The organism is Actinoplanes oryzae (assembly GCF_030757795.1).
Classification (GTDB): Bacteria; Actinomycetota; Actinomycetes; order Mycobacteriales; family Micromonosporaceae; genus Actinoplanes.
This window is the reverse complement of the sequence record NZ_JAUQWH010000001.1, coordinates 128,984-142,697: the sequence shown is the minus strand read 5'-3', so window position 1 is coordinate 142,697 and position 13,714 is coordinate 128,984. Positions and strand designations below refer to the sequence as shown.

Sequence of the window (13,714 nt, the reverse complement as noted above, 5' to 3'; positions counted from 1 at the left end):
AGCGAAGTGTTGCGAAGTCGGCCGGGTAGTGACGTACTGAGACGCACGGGAACCTCCTTGCTCCACGTACATTCTTAGCACACCGCTAGCTGGCTGGCGACAAGGGGTCGGTGGGCGGGGGCGGGTTGTCGTCGGCGCGGTCGGCGGCGGGGAGCCAGAGGACGAAGGTGCTGCCCTCGGCGGGGGTGGAGAAGGCGGCGACCTGGCCGCCGTGGGACTCGACGATCTGGCGGACGATGGCGAGGCCCAGGCCGGTGCGGCGTTCGCCGCCGGGGCGGGTCGCCGAGCCGCGCCAGAAGCGGTCGAAGACGTGGGGCAGGTCGGCGGCGGCGATGCCCGGGCCCTCGTCGGCGACGGCGACCCAGAGCCAGGAGCCGGTGCGGCCGGTGGCGATGGTCACGGTGGAGGCGGGCGGGGCGAGGCGGACGGCGTTCGACAGGAGGTTGCCGACGGCCCGGCGGAGGGCGTCGGCGTCGCCGATGAGGTGGAGGCCGGCGCCGAGGTCGTACGTGAAGCGGAACGGCGCCGCGTCCTCGCCGGCCTCGGCGGCCACGACGGAGAGGTCGACGTCGGTGTCGGTGAGCGCGTCGGCGTCGCGGCGGGCGGTGGCGAGCAGGTCTTCGACGAGGCGGGACATGCGGGTCGTGGCGCGGTCGATCACGGCGACGGCGCGGTCGCGTTCCTCGGGCGTCGCTTCCGGGGCGGTCAGGGTGGCGTCGAGGTGCGTACGGATGATGGCCAGCGGGCTGCGCAGCTCGTGGGACGCGTCGTCGATGAGCTGGCGCTGGCCCTGGAAGGCACGGTCGAGGCGGTCGAGCATCGAGTCGATGGTGTCGGCCAGGTCGCGCAGCTCGTCGCGGGGGCCCTGGAGGCGGATGCGGCGGGACAGGTCGGTGGCCTGGATGTCGCGGGTGGTGCGGGTGATGGCGCCGACCGGGCGCAGGGCCCGGCCGGAGAGGACCCAGCCGATGCCGAGGCTGGCGACCAGCAGGCCGCCGAGGGCGATCAGCGAGTAGGTGCGCAGGGTCTCCAGGGCGCGGTAGTTGACCGCCGCCTCGATCTGGTTGACGTCGGCGACCGTGATGGTGTCGACCTTCACGCCGTAGCGCTTGACGACGGCCTGCAGCTCGGTGACCGGCTGCGGGTCCGTCGCGGCCGCCACCGAGAAGTACGTGATCGCGAGCGCCGTGGTCGCGAGCGCGAACAGCAGCGCCGAGTAGAGCACCGTGAGCCGGAAGCGGATCGAGCGCCAGATTCCGAAGGTCATGACGCACGCAGCCGGTATCCGCGGCCGACCACGGTCTCGATCCAGCCCTCGCCGAGCTTGCGGCGCAACGTGCCCACGGTCACCCGGACCGTCTGCGTGAACGGGTCGGCGTTGGCGTCCCAGACGTGCTCGAGCAGCTCCTCGCTCGCGACCACGTGCCCGGGGCGGGTCATCAGGTATTCGAGCACGCCGAACTCCTTGGGCGTCAGGGCCAGCCGCCGGCCGGCCAGGGCCGCCTGGTGCCGGGCGGTGTCCAGCTCCAGGTCGCCGACGGTCAGCCGGGCGGTGCCGCCGTTGGTGTCGCGGCGCAGCAGGGCCCGCACGCGCGCCAGCAGCTCGGCGAGCGCGAACGGCTTGACCAGGTAGTCGTCGGCGCCCTCGTCCAGCCCGCGGACCCGGTCGTCGAGGGCGCCGCGGGCGGTGAGCATCAGCACGCGGACGCCGGTGTCGCCCGGCGTCTCCAGGGCGCCCGTCCGCAGCGCCCGGCACAGCGCGAAGCCGTCGCCGTCGGGGAGGTTGATGTCGAGGAGCATCAGGTCGTACTCGTTGACGGTCAGCCGGTCCTCGGCCTGCGCCACGCCGGCCGCCACGTCCACGGCGTATCCGTTGCGGGACAGGCCGACCCGCAGGCCCTCCGCGAGGTCTTCCTCGTCCTCCACCACCAGCAAGCGCATGTCCCGATCCTCCATCAGGGCAACCGGGCGAACCAGAACAACGAGGCCAGCGCCGCCAGCACGGCGAGCACGAGCCCGATGCCGATGAAGCGCGCCGAGACGTCCTGCACCTCCGTCTCGTAGCCGATCACGCCGCCGATGTCCGAGTACGCGTCCCACAGGTCCGCGGCATCAGCGGCCTCGAAGTAGTTTCCACCCGTCACCTCGGCCACCGCCCGGAGGGAAGAACCGTCGACGGGCACCGCCTGCCCCGCGCCGGGACCGTCGCCGCCGATCGTGCCGCCGGCCGTGCCGAACGAGATGCTGTCGACGGGCACTCCCCGTTGCGCGGCGGCCGCCGAGGCCTGGGCCGGATCCTGGCCGGCCGTGTTGGCGCCGTCGGAGAGCACCACCACGCGCGCCGGAGTCCCGTCCGCCAGAGCACCCAGCGACGCGCCGATGGCGTCCCCGATCGCGGTGCCCGCCTCCCCGGCCGTGCCCTCGGCCAGCCGGTCGATGCCGGCGCCGACGATGTCGCGGTCGGCGGTCGGCGGGACGAACACCGAGGCGGTGCCGGCGAAGCCGACCACGCCGACGTTGACCTGCGCGGGGAGGTCGGCGACGAAGGCCCGGGCCGCCTGCTTCGCCGCGGTGAGCCGGTCGGGGGCCACGTCGTCGGCGAGCATCGAGCGGGAGACGTCCACGGCGACCAGGACGGTCGCCTGCTCGCGCGGCACGCGGACCTCCGCCTGCGGCCGGGCGAAGCCGACCACGAGCAGCCCGAGCATGGCCAGGAACAGGACGGCGGGCACGTGGCGCCGCCACGCGGGGCGCTTCGGCGCGACGCGGTCGAGCAGTTTGAGATTGGTGAAGCGGACGGCGTACCGGCTGCGGCGGCGCTGGGCCACGACGTAGGCCGCCGCCAGCGCGGCCACCGCGAGCAGCAGCCAGAGCCGTTCGGGCGAGAGCCAGCTCATCATTTTCTCCCCACGGAGGGACGACGCCGGTGGGCGTGGACGTGCCGGACGATGTCGGCGACCCAGTCGCGGTCGGTGCGCAGCACGAGGTGCGTGGCCCCGGCGCGGCGGATCGCGCTCCCGATGGCGGCCTGCTGCTGCGCGGCAGCGGCGGCATACCGTTCGCGGAGCTTGCGGCTGGCGGTGGGCACCTCGCGCAGCACGCCGGTCTCCGGATCGACGACCGTGAGCAGGCCCACGTCCGGCAGCTCCTGCTCGCGCGGATCGGTCACCCGCACGGCGAGCACCTGGTGCCGGGCCGCGAGCCGGCGCAACGGCTGCTCCCAGTCGGGCGCGCCCGGGCCGAGGCCGTCCTCGTCGAGCCCGTCGAGGAAGTCCGAGACGACCACGACCAGACCCCGCCGGGGCACCGCGCGGTGCAGGCCGTCCAGCGCGCCGGCGAACGGCACGACCTGCGTCGCGGGCAGGCCGCGAGGTGCGGCCAGCAGCGTGCGCAACATACTGAGCAGCGGGGTACGCCCCCCGAGCGCCGGAAACCGCCGCACCCCCGCGCCCGTCACGAGGTGCGCGCCGAGCCGGTTGCCCGTACCCGCGGTCAGGAAGCCGACCGCCGCCACGGCCGCGACGGCGAGTTCCCGCTTCTCGACCTCCGCCGTGCCGAAGTCCATGCTCGCGGTCCCGTCGACGAGCACCCACGTGGTCAGCTCCCGGTCGGCGTCGGCGGTCCGCACGTGCGGCACGGTGGTGCGCGCGGTCACGGACCAGTCCATGCGGCGCACCTCGTCCTCGCCGGGCCGGTACTCGCGGCTGCCCGCGGGCTCGCTGCCGAGGCCCGGCAACAGCCCGAGGTACGAGCCGTGCAGCAGCCCGTCGAGCCGCCGCGTCACCGTGAGTTCGAGTCGCCGCAGCCGCTGGTCCGGGGTGAGCAGGCCGGTCACGCGGCGGCGCCGAGGGGCTGGGCGGGCGCGATGACGGGCGGCGCCACGGCCTCGACGACCCGCTGGACGATCGACTCCGGCGCGATCCCGTCGGCGACGGCGTCGAAGGACAGGACCAGCCGGTGCGCGAGCACGTCCGGGGCGATGTCGAGGATGTCGCCGGGGAGCACGTACTCGCGGCCGCGCAGCAGGGCCAGCGCCCGGCCGGCGGCCACCAGGCCGAGCGTGGCGCGCGGGCTGACCCCGTACGCGAGCTGGTCCTTGATCTCCGGCAGGCCGAACCGCGCGGGGTCGCGCGTGGCCAGCACGAGCCGGACCACGTATTCGGCCAGGGCGTGGTGCACGAACACCGCGCGGGCGCGGGCCTGCAGGGCCGACAGCGTCTCCGGGTCGAGGACGCGCTGGGCGACCGGGCGCTCGCCGCCCATCCGGTAGAGGATGCCGAGCTCGTCCTGGTCGCTCGGATAGCCGACGACGACCCGCATGAGGAAGCGGTCGCGCTGCGCCTCGGGCAGCTGGTAGACGCCCTCGCTCTCGATCGGGTTCTGCGTCGCCAGGACCAGGAACGGGCGCGGGACGGGATACGTCCGCCCGCCGATCGACACGTGCCCCTCGGCCATCACCTCCAGCAGCGCGCTCTGCACCTTGGCGGGCGCCCGGTTGATCTCGTCGGCGAGCACCAGGTTCGCCATGACCGGGCCGGGCTCGACGTCGAAGGTCTCCCGGCTCGCCCGGTAGATCCGGGTGCCCAGGATGTCCGAGGGCACCAGGTCGGGCGTGAACTGGATGCGGTGGAACGCGCCGCCGACCACCGTGGCGAGGGTCTCGGCGGCGAGGGTCTTGGCCACGCCGGGCACGCCTTCCAGCAGGATGTGCCCGTCGGCCAGCAGCGCGGTGAGCAGCCGCTCGATGAGCCGGTCCTGCCCGACGACGACCTTCTTGACCTCGAAGAGGGCCTGTTCGAGCAGCCGGGTGTCAGCTTCCGTCATGTCCCGCATGACACCAACTCGCACCGAAAGGCAGGCGAAGGGATCGCTCACGCGATACTGGGGGCTGACAAGGGAGGTTGCGTGACTGCTCAGCCCGCGCCGGTCGCCGAGACCGGCTATCCGTGGCCCATCGAAACCGCGCGCCTGGACAACGGGTTGCGCGTCGTCGTCAGCGAGGACCACACCGCGCCCGTGGTGGGCGTCAATCTGTGGTACGACGTCGGCAGCCGGCACGAGCCGGCCGGCCAGACGGGTTTCGCGCACCTCTTCGAGCACCTGATGTTCGAGGGTTCCGCGCACGTCGCCAAGACCGAGCACATGCGCTATGTCCAGGGGGCGGGCGGCAATCTCAACGCCACCACGAACCCGGACCGCACCAATTACTTCGAGACGCTGCCGGCCGAGCACCTCGAGCTGGCGCTGTGGCTCGAGGCGGACCGGATGGGCGGCCTGGTGCCGGCGCTGACCCAGGAGACGCTGGACAACCAGCGCGAGGTGGTGAAGAACGAGCGGCGCCAGCGCTACGACAACGTGCCCTACGGCGACGCGTGGCTGCGCCTGCTGCCGCTGCTCTACCCGCCGGGGCACCCCTACCACCACGCGACGATCGGGTCGATGGAGGACCTGAACGCCGCGAGCCTGGAGACGTTCCAGGCGTTCCACGCGCAGTACTACGCGCCCAACAACGCGGTGCTGACCGTGGCCGGGGACGTGACACCGGCGGAGGTGTTCGCGCTCGCCGAGAAGTACTTCGGGGCGATCGAGGCCGTCCACGACATCCCCGCCGCCCCGCACGGGCACCTGAGCGGGCCGGCGACCGCCCCGGCGAGCGAGACCGTCGTCGGCAACGTCCCGGCGCCGCGCGTCTATCTGTCGCACCGCACGCACCCGTTCGGCACGGCCGGCTACGACGCCATGACCGTGCTCGCGACGGTGCTCGGCAGCGGCCGGGGCAGCCGGCTCTACCAGCGGCTGGCCGACGGCGCCCGGATCGCGCAGCCGGACTACATCGGCTCGTACGGGGTGGATCTCGCCCACGCCCCGGCCCCGCTGATCGTGACCGCGACGGCCAAGGACGGCGTGGACATCGAGACGCTGACCGCCGGGGTCGCCGAGGTGCTCGACAGCATGGCGGCCGAGCCGGTCACCGACGCGGAGCTCGACCGGGCCAAGGCGCTGCTGACCACCTCGTGGTGGCGCCAGGTGTCCACGGTGGCCGGTCGCGCCGACACCCTCAGCCGGTACGCGACCCAGTTCGGCGACCCCGGCGCGGCGGCCTACCGGCTCCCGCAGTGGCTCGCCGTCACGGCCGGCGACATCGCCGACGCCGCCCGCACCCTGAACCCCGAGTCCCGGGTGACGCTGACCTACCTCCCGGAAGGGGACGACAAGTGACGCTCGTTGCCACGCGGCCGGAGCCGGGAGACGCCCGGCCCTACACGTTCCCCGGCATCCAGCGGCTCTCGGTCGCCGGCGGTGAGGTGGTCGCCGCGCACATGCCCGGCCAGCTGCTCGCCACCGCGACGCTGCTGCTCGACGCCGGCGCCGCCTACGAGACGATCGGCCGCGAGGGCACGGCCGCGGTCCTGGCGAAGTCCCTGGAGGAGGGGACGGCCACGCGGGACTCCACGGCGTACGCGCTGGCCCTGGAGGGGCTCGGCGCCGAGCTGAGCGCGTCCGTCGACTGGGAGGCCTTCCGCACCGGGGTGTCCGTGCCCGTCGGGCTGCTCCCCCGGGCCGTCGCGCTGCTCGCCGAGGCGACCCGGACCCCGCGGCTGGACCCGGCCGACGTGGAGCGGGTGCGCGACGACGAGGCGACCGCGCTGCGCATGGACTGGGCCCAGCCCGGCCCGCAGGCCGACGCCGCGCTGCGGGTCAGCCTCTTCGAGCCCGGCGAGCGCTACGGCCGCCCGCTGCACGGCGACCCCGAGTCGATGGCCGCCGTGACCGTCGAGGACGTGACCGCGTTCCACGAGGCGTACCTGAAGCGGCCGGGCGTGCTCCTCGTCGCCGGCGACCTGGACAAGCTGGACCTGCGTGAGCTCGGCGAGGCGGCCTTCGCGGGCACCTCCGGCGCGCCGTTGCCGGCCGAGGGGCCGCTGGACGTCCCGGTGTCCCCGGCGCGCCGGCTGATCCTTCTCGACCGGCCGGGCTCGGTGCAGTCGACGCTGCGGCTCGGGCACCGGGCGCCGGAGCGCGGGCACCCCGACTACGTGCCGATCACGCTCGCGGCGACGGTGCTGGGCGGGGCGTTCACGTCGCGGCTCAACCACCTGATCCGCGAGGTGAAGGGCTACACGTACGGCATCCGCGCCGACTTCGCGATGAGCCGCCGCTTCGGCCGGTTCGGGGTGAGCTCGTCGGTGCAGACGGCCGTCACCGCGCCGGCGCTGACCGACACGGTCGGGGAGATCACGCGTACGCAGCAGCACGGGGTGACCGAGGAGGAGCTGACGGTCGCGCGCACCTGGCGGGCCGGGTCGCTCTCGGTCGACATGCAGACGCCGGGCTCGATCGCCGGGGCGCTGGCCACGCTGGTCATCCACGGCCTGCCCGACGACTACTACGCCACGCTGCGCCGGCAGCTGCTGGAGGCCACGGCCGAGCAGGTCTCCGCGGCGGCGGCCGAGCACCTGCACCCGGAGGGTCTCACGATCGTGGTCGAGGGCGACGCCGCGTCGATCCGCGAGGAGCTGGTCGCGGCGAAGCTGGGCGAGCTGTTGTAATAAGCAAAGTTAACTGAGGAGGTACGCGCATGCCGACGAACCTGACCGCCTCGTTCAGTGGCCGGCGCGTACCGATCCGGCGGTCCCGGGCGGCGGCGCCTCTGCTGGCGCCGTCCGCCCCGGCCAACGCGTACGCGGCCCGGCAACTCGTGGACCCCGGCCTCGCCGAGCCCGTCGCGCGGGCCTACCACTACCTCGACGTGGTGCACGACGCCTACCAGCGGGGCGGCGAGCCGCGGCTGCTGCAGAGCTACAACGACGAGAGCGAGCTGCTGACCACGGCGTTCGTCTACGACAACGCGCTCGCGATGCTGGCGTGGCTGGCCAGCCCCACGATCGCCAACGTGCGGCGGGCCCGGCTCGTGGGCGACGCGCTGCTGCGGGCCCAGGGCCGGGACGACGGCCGGCTCCGCCAGGCGTACGCGGCCGACGGCACGACGGCCGCGCTCGACGGCTTCGGGTTCGGCGGCTCGTCGACCGGCGACACGGCGTGGGCGGGCATCGCGCTGGCGCAGCTCTACATCGACACCCGGATCGGGAAGTACCTCGACGGCGCGGTGGCGCTCGGGCGGTGGATCGGACAGCAGGAGTCGCATCACCACTACGGCGGTTACCACGGCGGGGTGCGCAGCGACGGGGAGACGCCGCAGCGCTGGGCGTCGACCGAGCACAACCTGGACGCGTACGCGCTGTTCGAGCTCCTCGCCAAGCTGACGAAGGGCCGCGAGTGGGAGCGCCGCGCCGAGCGGGCCGCCGCGTTCGTGCGCGCGATGTGGAACCGCCGCGGCCGGCACTTCTGGACCGGGACGCTGGACGAGAGCCCGGACCTCGTCAACACGACCAACGTGCCCGAGGACGCGCAGGCGTGGGCCGTGCTCGCCCTGGGTGACCCTCGCTACGACGGCTCGGTCGACTGGGCGACGCGGAACCTGTGGACGACCGACCTGGACATCCCGGGCATCGCTTACAGCACCTACCGGCAGGCCGGCGGCATCGTGTCCGGCAGTGCGCTGCCGCACGTGGACGGGGCGGTCTGGCTGGAGGGCACCGCGCACACGGCCCTGGCCCTGCTCGAGCGCGGCGACGCCGACCTCGCGCGCCGGCTGCTGTCGTCCCTGACCCGCGCGCAGGAGTCCCTGGGCGCCGGGCAGACCGTCGGCGGCCGGCCGCTGCCCGCCGCGTCGGGCCTGGTCGCCGCCACGAACGCCTTCGACACGGGCTTCGAGTACGGGCATTTCCCCCGGCAGCATGTCGGCACCACGGCCTGGTTCCTGATGGCGGCGCAACACTTCAACCCGTTTGAATGATGTGATGTAGGCCGGGGTTCCTCGGTGCCGGTGGCCCCGGGCGGATACCGTCGCCGCCATGACGATCACCAGCTCCGAGCCCGTCGCCCGTCCGGTGCGGGCCCGCCGCGCGATCTGGCACGTCCTGCTCTGGCTGCTGGTGCTGCCGGGCGCGGCCTGGGTCGTCGTCCGGCTCTGCGGCTGGGAGCGGAGCCTGCTGGTGCAGCTGCTCGCCTTCACGCCGTACGTCGCGGCGTGGTCGGTCCTCGCGGCCCTCCTCGCCGTGGTGAGCCGGCGCTGGACGGTCGCAGCCGTGGCCACGGTGACCGCGGTGCTGTTCGCGATCGCCGTGCTGCCCCGGGTGATCCCCGACGGCGACAAGGGCCCGCAGAGCGGCGTCAAGCTGCATGTCATGACCTCGAACATGCTCTTCGGGGGTGCCGACGCCGCCCAGCTCGTCCGGCTGGTGCGCGACAACGACGTCTCCGTGCTCGCGGTGCAGGAGTTCACCGCCGAGGCGCAGGCGAACCTCGCGGCGGCCGGCCTGGGCGACCTGCTGCCGTACTCGTCGCTGGCCCCGGAGCCGGGCGCGACCGGGTCGGGGCTCTACTCGCGGTTCCCGCTCGCGTCAGCGGGGGTGCAGCGCAACGGTGCCGGGTGGCGGTTCAACCAGGCGTACGGGACCATCCAGCCGGCCGGGGCCATCGCGGTGCAGATGGAGTCGGCGCACCCCGCCGCGCCCTCCGCCCTGTCGGTGATCGACGACTGGCGTGAGGACCTGGCCGCCGAGCCCCGCGCCGACGACGGCAAGGGCCCGCGGATCCTGCTCGGCGACTTCAACTCGACGCTGGACCACCAGCCGCTGCGAGACCTGATCGGCAGCGGCTACCGCGACGCCGCGGCGGCCACCGGCTCGGGGCTGGTGCCGACCTGGGGCCCGTACGACGGCGACCCGATCCCGCCCGTGACCATCGACCACGTGCTGGTGGACAAGCGGCTCGGCGTGGTGTCGGCATCGGCGCACACGATCAAGGACAGCGACCACCGGGCGGTCATCGCGGAGGTTGTGCTTCCCGCGGCGTGAAAGCCCGCACGACCGCCTCGACGCCGCTCCGGTAACCGGTGGCGGGGACCCCCTCCGGGTCGACGAGGTTCTGCAGCGCGATGCCGACGTCGAGCGCGACCATGAGGGCGGCCACCGTCTCGGGCTGTGCCATGCCCACGTCCCGCGCGTCGCGGGCGTGGGACTCGCGGATGGTCCGCAGCCAGCGGCGCAGCGTCTCCCCGTCGTCCTCGTGGCGCATGCCGTGCAGCCACAGCTCGGTGAAGGCCATCGCGAAGCGCCGCGTCTCGGGCAGCGCCATGTTCTTCTCGTAGCTGTCGCCGCGGGCCCCGACGAAGGAGTCGGCGCTCATCCGCGCCCAGCCGGGCTCGTCGTCGTCGAGGCGGCGCTGCATGATCGCGACGATGAGGTCCTTCTTGCCGCCGAAGTTGGCATAGATCGCGCCCTTGGTGAGGCCCGCCGCCGCGGCGATCTGGTCCAGCGAGGTCTGGTGGATCCCCTGCTCGCCGAAGAGGGCCTCCGCGCTGTCGAGGAGCTTCTCGCGGGTGCGCGCCTGCTGCTGCGCGCGGGTCAGTCGCTCGGTCACGCCTCGCAGCCTACCCGTTGACATTCTCCCCGGTATCCGGATACTCATCGGTATCCAAATACCGAGCGGTATGTCAAAGGAGCCGGGCATGTTGCACATCCGCGAGCTGACGAAGGTCTACCGCCGGGGCGTGCGCGCCAACGACGCCATCAGCCTCGACGTCGCCGAGGGCCACGTCGCCGGCCTCCTGGGCCACAACGGCGCCGGCAAGACCACGCTGCTGAGCCAGGTCGTCGGGCTGGTGCGGCCGACGCAGGGCCGGATCACGCTGCTCGGCCGCGACCCGGTGGCCGACCCGGCGTACGCCCGGCGGGTCTGCTCCTTCCAGCCGCAGGCCCAGGCGCCGCTGCGCGGGGTGACCGCCCGGCAGGCCATCGAGATCGTGGGCCGCATCCGGGGCGGCAGCCGCGCGCAGGTCCGCCGCCGCACCTCGGCCCTGCTCGCCGCGCTCGACATCGAGGAGTGGGCGGACGCCCCCGCCGAGCAGCTCTCCGGCGGCGTGCGGCGGCTCACCGCGTTCGGCATGGCGATCGTCACGCCCGGCCGGCTGGTCATGCTCGACGAGCCCACCAACGACGTCGACCCGGTCCGGCGCCGGCTGCTGTGGGAACAGGTGGGGCTTCTGGCCGCCGCCGGCCACGCGGTCGTGCTCGTCACGCACAACGTCGCCGAGGCGGAGAAGATCATCGACCAGGCGGTCGTGCTCGATCACGGGCGCGTCGTGGCGGCCGGCACCCCCGCCGCCCTGACCGCCGGGCACGGCAGCCTCGAGGACGCCTACATCGCCGTCACCGGAGGACATCATGCGTCCCTGGCTGCGTAGCTACGGCCTGCTGCTGCGCTGGACGATGCTCCGGCTGCGGCACGCCCTGCCGGTCTTCCTGATCATCCAGACGTTCCTGGCGGTCGGCATCGTCGTCGGCTTCGCGTTCCTGCTGCCCTCGGTCGACCCGGCGACCGCCCTCCACCTGTCGACCGGCGCGCCCACGCTCGGCCTGATCACCATCGGCATGGTGATGGCGCCGCAGCTGGTGGCCGAGACCAAGACCGAGGGCACCTTCGACTACAACCGCACCCTGCCGGTGCCGCGCACCGCGACGCTGGCCGCGGATCTGACCGTCTGGCTCGCCGTCGCCGCGCCGGGGCTGGTCGCGGGCCTGGTCACCGCGGTCCTCCGCTTCGACCTGCACCTGCACGTGAGCTGGCTGGCCGTCCCCGCGATGCTGCTGGTGGCGCTGACCTCGACGACCGCCGGCTACGCCCTGGCCCACGCGCTGCCGCCGACGATCTGCCACCTGATCACGCAGGCCTTGATCTTCGTCGCGCTGATGTTCTCGCCGATCAACTATCCGGCGTCGCGGATGCCCGGGTGGCTGCAGGCCGTGCACGAGGTGCTGCCCTTCCAACACATGGCCGAGGTCGTCCGGCAGACGCTCGACGTGCCGGCGAGCGGGATCGCGGTCACCCCCTTCGCGGTGCTCGCCGTGTGGTGCGCGGCGGGCCTGGCCATCACCTTGCGGGTGATGACCAGGCGGGCCTGATCACTTCGCGCGGCCGAGCCCGTAGGTCAGCGCGTCGATCAGGGCCTTCCAGCTCGCCTCGACGATGTTCTCGTGGACGCCGACCGTGGTCCAGTCGGTCGTGCCGTCGCTGGTCTCCAGGAGGACCCGGGTGATGGCGTTGGTGCCGTGCGAGCCCTCCAGGATGCGGACCTTGTAGTCGGCGAGCTGGAAGTCCTTGAGCTCCGGGTGGTGCTGGGCGAGCGCGGCCCGCAGGGCCTCGTCCAGGGCGTTGACCGGGCCGTTGCCCTCGGCGGTGGCGATGACGCGCTCGCCGCGGACCCGCACCTTGACGGTCGCCTCCGAGATCACCGAGCCGTCCTCGCGGTGCTCGGTCTGGGCGCGCCACGACTCCAGGGTGAAGGGCCGGGCGTAGGCCGCGCCCGGCAGCTCCTCGCGGACCAGCAGCTCGAAGGACGCGTCGGCGGCCTCGAAGGACCAGCCGCCCGCCTCCAGGTCCTTGACCTTGCGGGTCACCTCGGTCAGCGTGTCCGGACGGCCGGCCAGGTCCAGCCCGAGCTCACGGCTCTTGAGCTCGATGCTGGCCCGGCCGGCCATCTCGGTCACGAGGATCCGCATGTCGTTGCCCACCACCACGGGATCGACGTGGTTGTAGAGCAGCGGATCCACCTTGATCGCGCTCGCGTGCAGCCCCGCCTTGTGAGCGAATGCCGCGGCCCCGACGTACGCCTGGTGGGTGTCGGGGGCGATGTTGGCGATCTCGGCGAGCGCGGTCGACACGCGCGTCGCCTTCTCGAGGCAGCCGTCCGGTAGGACCTTCAGCCCGAGCTTGAGTTGCAGGTTGCTGACCACGGCGAAGAGGTCGGCGTTGCCGGGCCGCTCGCCGTAGCCGTTGGCCGTGCACTGGAAGTGCTCGACGCCCGCCTCGACGGCGGCGATGGTGTTCGCCACGGCGCAGGCGGTGTCGTTCTGGCAGTGGATGCCGAGGCGGTCCGCGGTGACGCCGGTGCGCGCCACGACGTCCTGGATCGCCGCGGTGATCATCGACGGGAGCATGCCGCCGTTGGTGTCGCACATGACGACCCGTTCGGCGCCGGCCTCGAACGCCGCCTTGACCACCGAGGCCGTGTAAGCGGGGTCGTAGCGGAAGCCGTCGAAGAAGTGCTCGCAGTCCACGAAGGCGCGGCGGCCGTTCGCGACCAGGTGGGCGACCGTGTCGCGGACCATCGCCAGGTTCTCGTCGCCGGTCGTGCGCAGCGCGCGCTCGACGTGCCGGATGTCGGACTTGGCGACGACGCAGACCACCGGCGTCTCGGCGTCGAGCAGCGCCTGCACCTGCGGGTCCTGGGCGACGTCGACGCCGGCCTTGCGGGTGGCGCCGAAGGCGACCAGCACCGCGTGCTGCAGGTCCAGCTCGGTCTTGGCGCGGCGGAAGAACTCGGTGTCCTTCGGCATCGCGCCGGGCCAGCCGCCCTCGATGAACCCGACCCCGAACTCGTCCAGCAGCCGCGCGACGGCCAGCTTGTCGACGACCGAGTAGCTGATGCCCTCGCGCTGCCCGCCGTCGCGGAGCGTTGTGTCGAACACCTGATAGGTCATGCTGCGGTCTTCCTCTCGAGGACGTGAGAACCCGGGTCGCCCAACAAAAAGACCCCCCGCGAATGCGGGAGGTCTGCGCGTCGGCGGGGAGCGGTCAGCCGGCGCGCTAG

12 protein-coding genes and 1 pseudogene are annotated in these 13,714 nt (G+C 73.3%); 6 read left to right on the top strand and 7 right to left on the bottom strand.

Annotation, left to right across the window (positions count from 1 at the left end):
• Positions 1 to 85 precede the first annotated feature (85 nt).
• The 5 genes from RBH18_RS00630 to RBH18_RS00610 are packed head-to-tail and all read right to left on the bottom strand — an operon-like array spanning position 86 to position 4,833.
• Positions 86 to 1,267, bottom strand: a complete 1,182-nt coding sequence (locus RBH18_RS00630) for a sensor histidine kinase (RefSeq protein ID WP_306203804.1) — start codon at positions 1,265 to 1,267, stop codon at positions 86 to 88.
• Entirely contained in the window at positions 1,264 to 1,941 is a 678-nt protein-coding gene (locus RBH18_RS00625; RefSeq protein WP_306203803.1) for a response regulator, read from the bottom strand. Before RBH18_RS00625 ends, RBH18_RS00630 begins: the two co-directional genes overlap by 4 nt.
• Positions 1,942 to 1,955: 14 nt before the next feature.
• Positions 1,956 to 2,897 (bottom strand): VWA domain-containing protein, encoded by a 942-nt coding sequence (locus RBH18_RS00620; RefSeq protein WP_306203802.1) that lies wholly within the window; start codon positions 2,895 to 2,897, stop codon positions 1,956 to 1,958.
• A complete protein-coding gene (locus RBH18_RS00615) occupies positions 2,897 to 3,835 on the bottom strand; it encodes a DUF58 domain-containing protein (RefSeq protein WP_306203800.1) in 939 nt (312 codons plus the stop codon). The genes RBH18_RS00620 and RBH18_RS00615 overlap by 1 nt, the downstream gene beginning before the upstream one ends.
• A complete protein-coding gene (locus tag RBH18_RS00610) occupies positions 3,832 to 4,833 on the bottom strand; it encodes an AAA family ATPase (RefSeq protein ID WP_372338813.1) in 1,002 nt (333 codons plus the stop codon). Before RBH18_RS00610 ends, RBH18_RS00615 begins: the two co-directional genes overlap by 4 nt.
• Positions 4,834 to 4,905: 72 nt before the next feature.
• Between RBH18_RS00610 and RBH18_RS00605 the strand changes: the two genes are divergently transcribed.
• Genes RBH18_RS00605 through RBH18_RS00590 form a run of 4 tightly spaced genes read left to right on the top strand, consistent with a single transcriptional unit; the run spans position 4,906 to position 9,920 of the window.
• Positions 4,906 to 6,219, top strand: coding sequence for a M16 family metallopeptidase (locus tag RBH18_RS00605; protein ID WP_306203798.1), 1,314 nt, complete (start codon positions 4,906 to 4,908; stop codon positions 6,217 to 6,219).
• On the top strand, positions 6,216 to 7,550 hold the full coding sequence (locus RBH18_RS00600) for a M16 family metallopeptidase (RefSeq protein ID WP_306203797.1): 1,335 nt from the start codon (positions 6,216 to 6,218) through the stop codon (positions 7,548 to 7,550). The genes RBH18_RS00605 and RBH18_RS00600 overlap by 4 nt, the downstream gene beginning before the upstream one ends.
• Positions 7,551 to 7,579: 29 nt before the next feature.
• On the top strand, positions 7,580 to 8,857 hold the full coding sequence (locus RBH18_RS00595; protein WP_306203796.1) for a hypothetical protein: 1,278 nt from the start codon (positions 7,580 to 7,582) through the stop codon (positions 8,855 to 8,857).
• 58 nt (positions 8,858 to 8,915) lie between these two features.
• Complete coding sequence (locus tag RBH18_RS00590) at positions 8,916 to 9,920, top strand: endonuclease/exonuclease/phosphatase family protein (protein ID WP_306203795.1); 1,005 nt, start codon at positions 8,916 to 8,918, stop codon at positions 9,918 to 9,920.
• Here the strand turns inward: RBH18_RS00590 and RBH18_RS00585 are convergent.
• The gene (locus RBH18_RS00585) at positions 9,889 to 10,485 is read right to left on the bottom strand and encodes a TetR/AcrR family transcriptional regulator (protein WP_306203794.1); all 597 of its coding nucleotides are present in this window, start codon (positions 10,483 to 10,485) and stop codon (positions 9,889 to 9,891) included. The two genes, RBH18_RS00590 and RBH18_RS00585, sit on opposite strands and share 32 nt — an antisense overlap.
• A gap of 88 nt (positions 10,486 to 10,573) precedes the next feature.
• Between RBH18_RS00585 and RBH18_RS00580 the strand changes: the two are divergent.
• Both RBH18_RS00580 and RBH18_RS00575 read left to right on the top strand, forming a co-directional pair.
• A pseudogene (locus RBH18_RS00580) lies at positions 10,574 to 11,233 on the top strand (ABC transporter ATP-binding protein); the annotation flags it as partial.
• 55 nt (positions 11,234 to 11,288) lie between these two features.
• The gene (locus tag RBH18_RS00575) at positions 11,289 to 12,026 is read left to right on the top strand and encodes an ABC transporter permease (protein WP_306203793.1); all 738 of its coding nucleotides are present in this window, start codon (positions 11,289 to 11,291) and stop codon (positions 12,024 to 12,026) included.
• On the opposite strand, the gene cimA is transcribed toward RBH18_RS00575, so the two are convergent.
• On the bottom strand, positions 12,027 to 13,604 hold the full coding sequence (cimA, locus tag RBH18_RS00570) for a citramalate synthase (RefSeq protein ID WP_306203792.1): 1,578 nt from the start codon (positions 13,602 to 13,604) through the stop codon (positions 12,027 to 12,029). It lies immediately after the preceding gene.
• Positions 13,605 to 13,714: the final 110 nt, after the last annotated feature.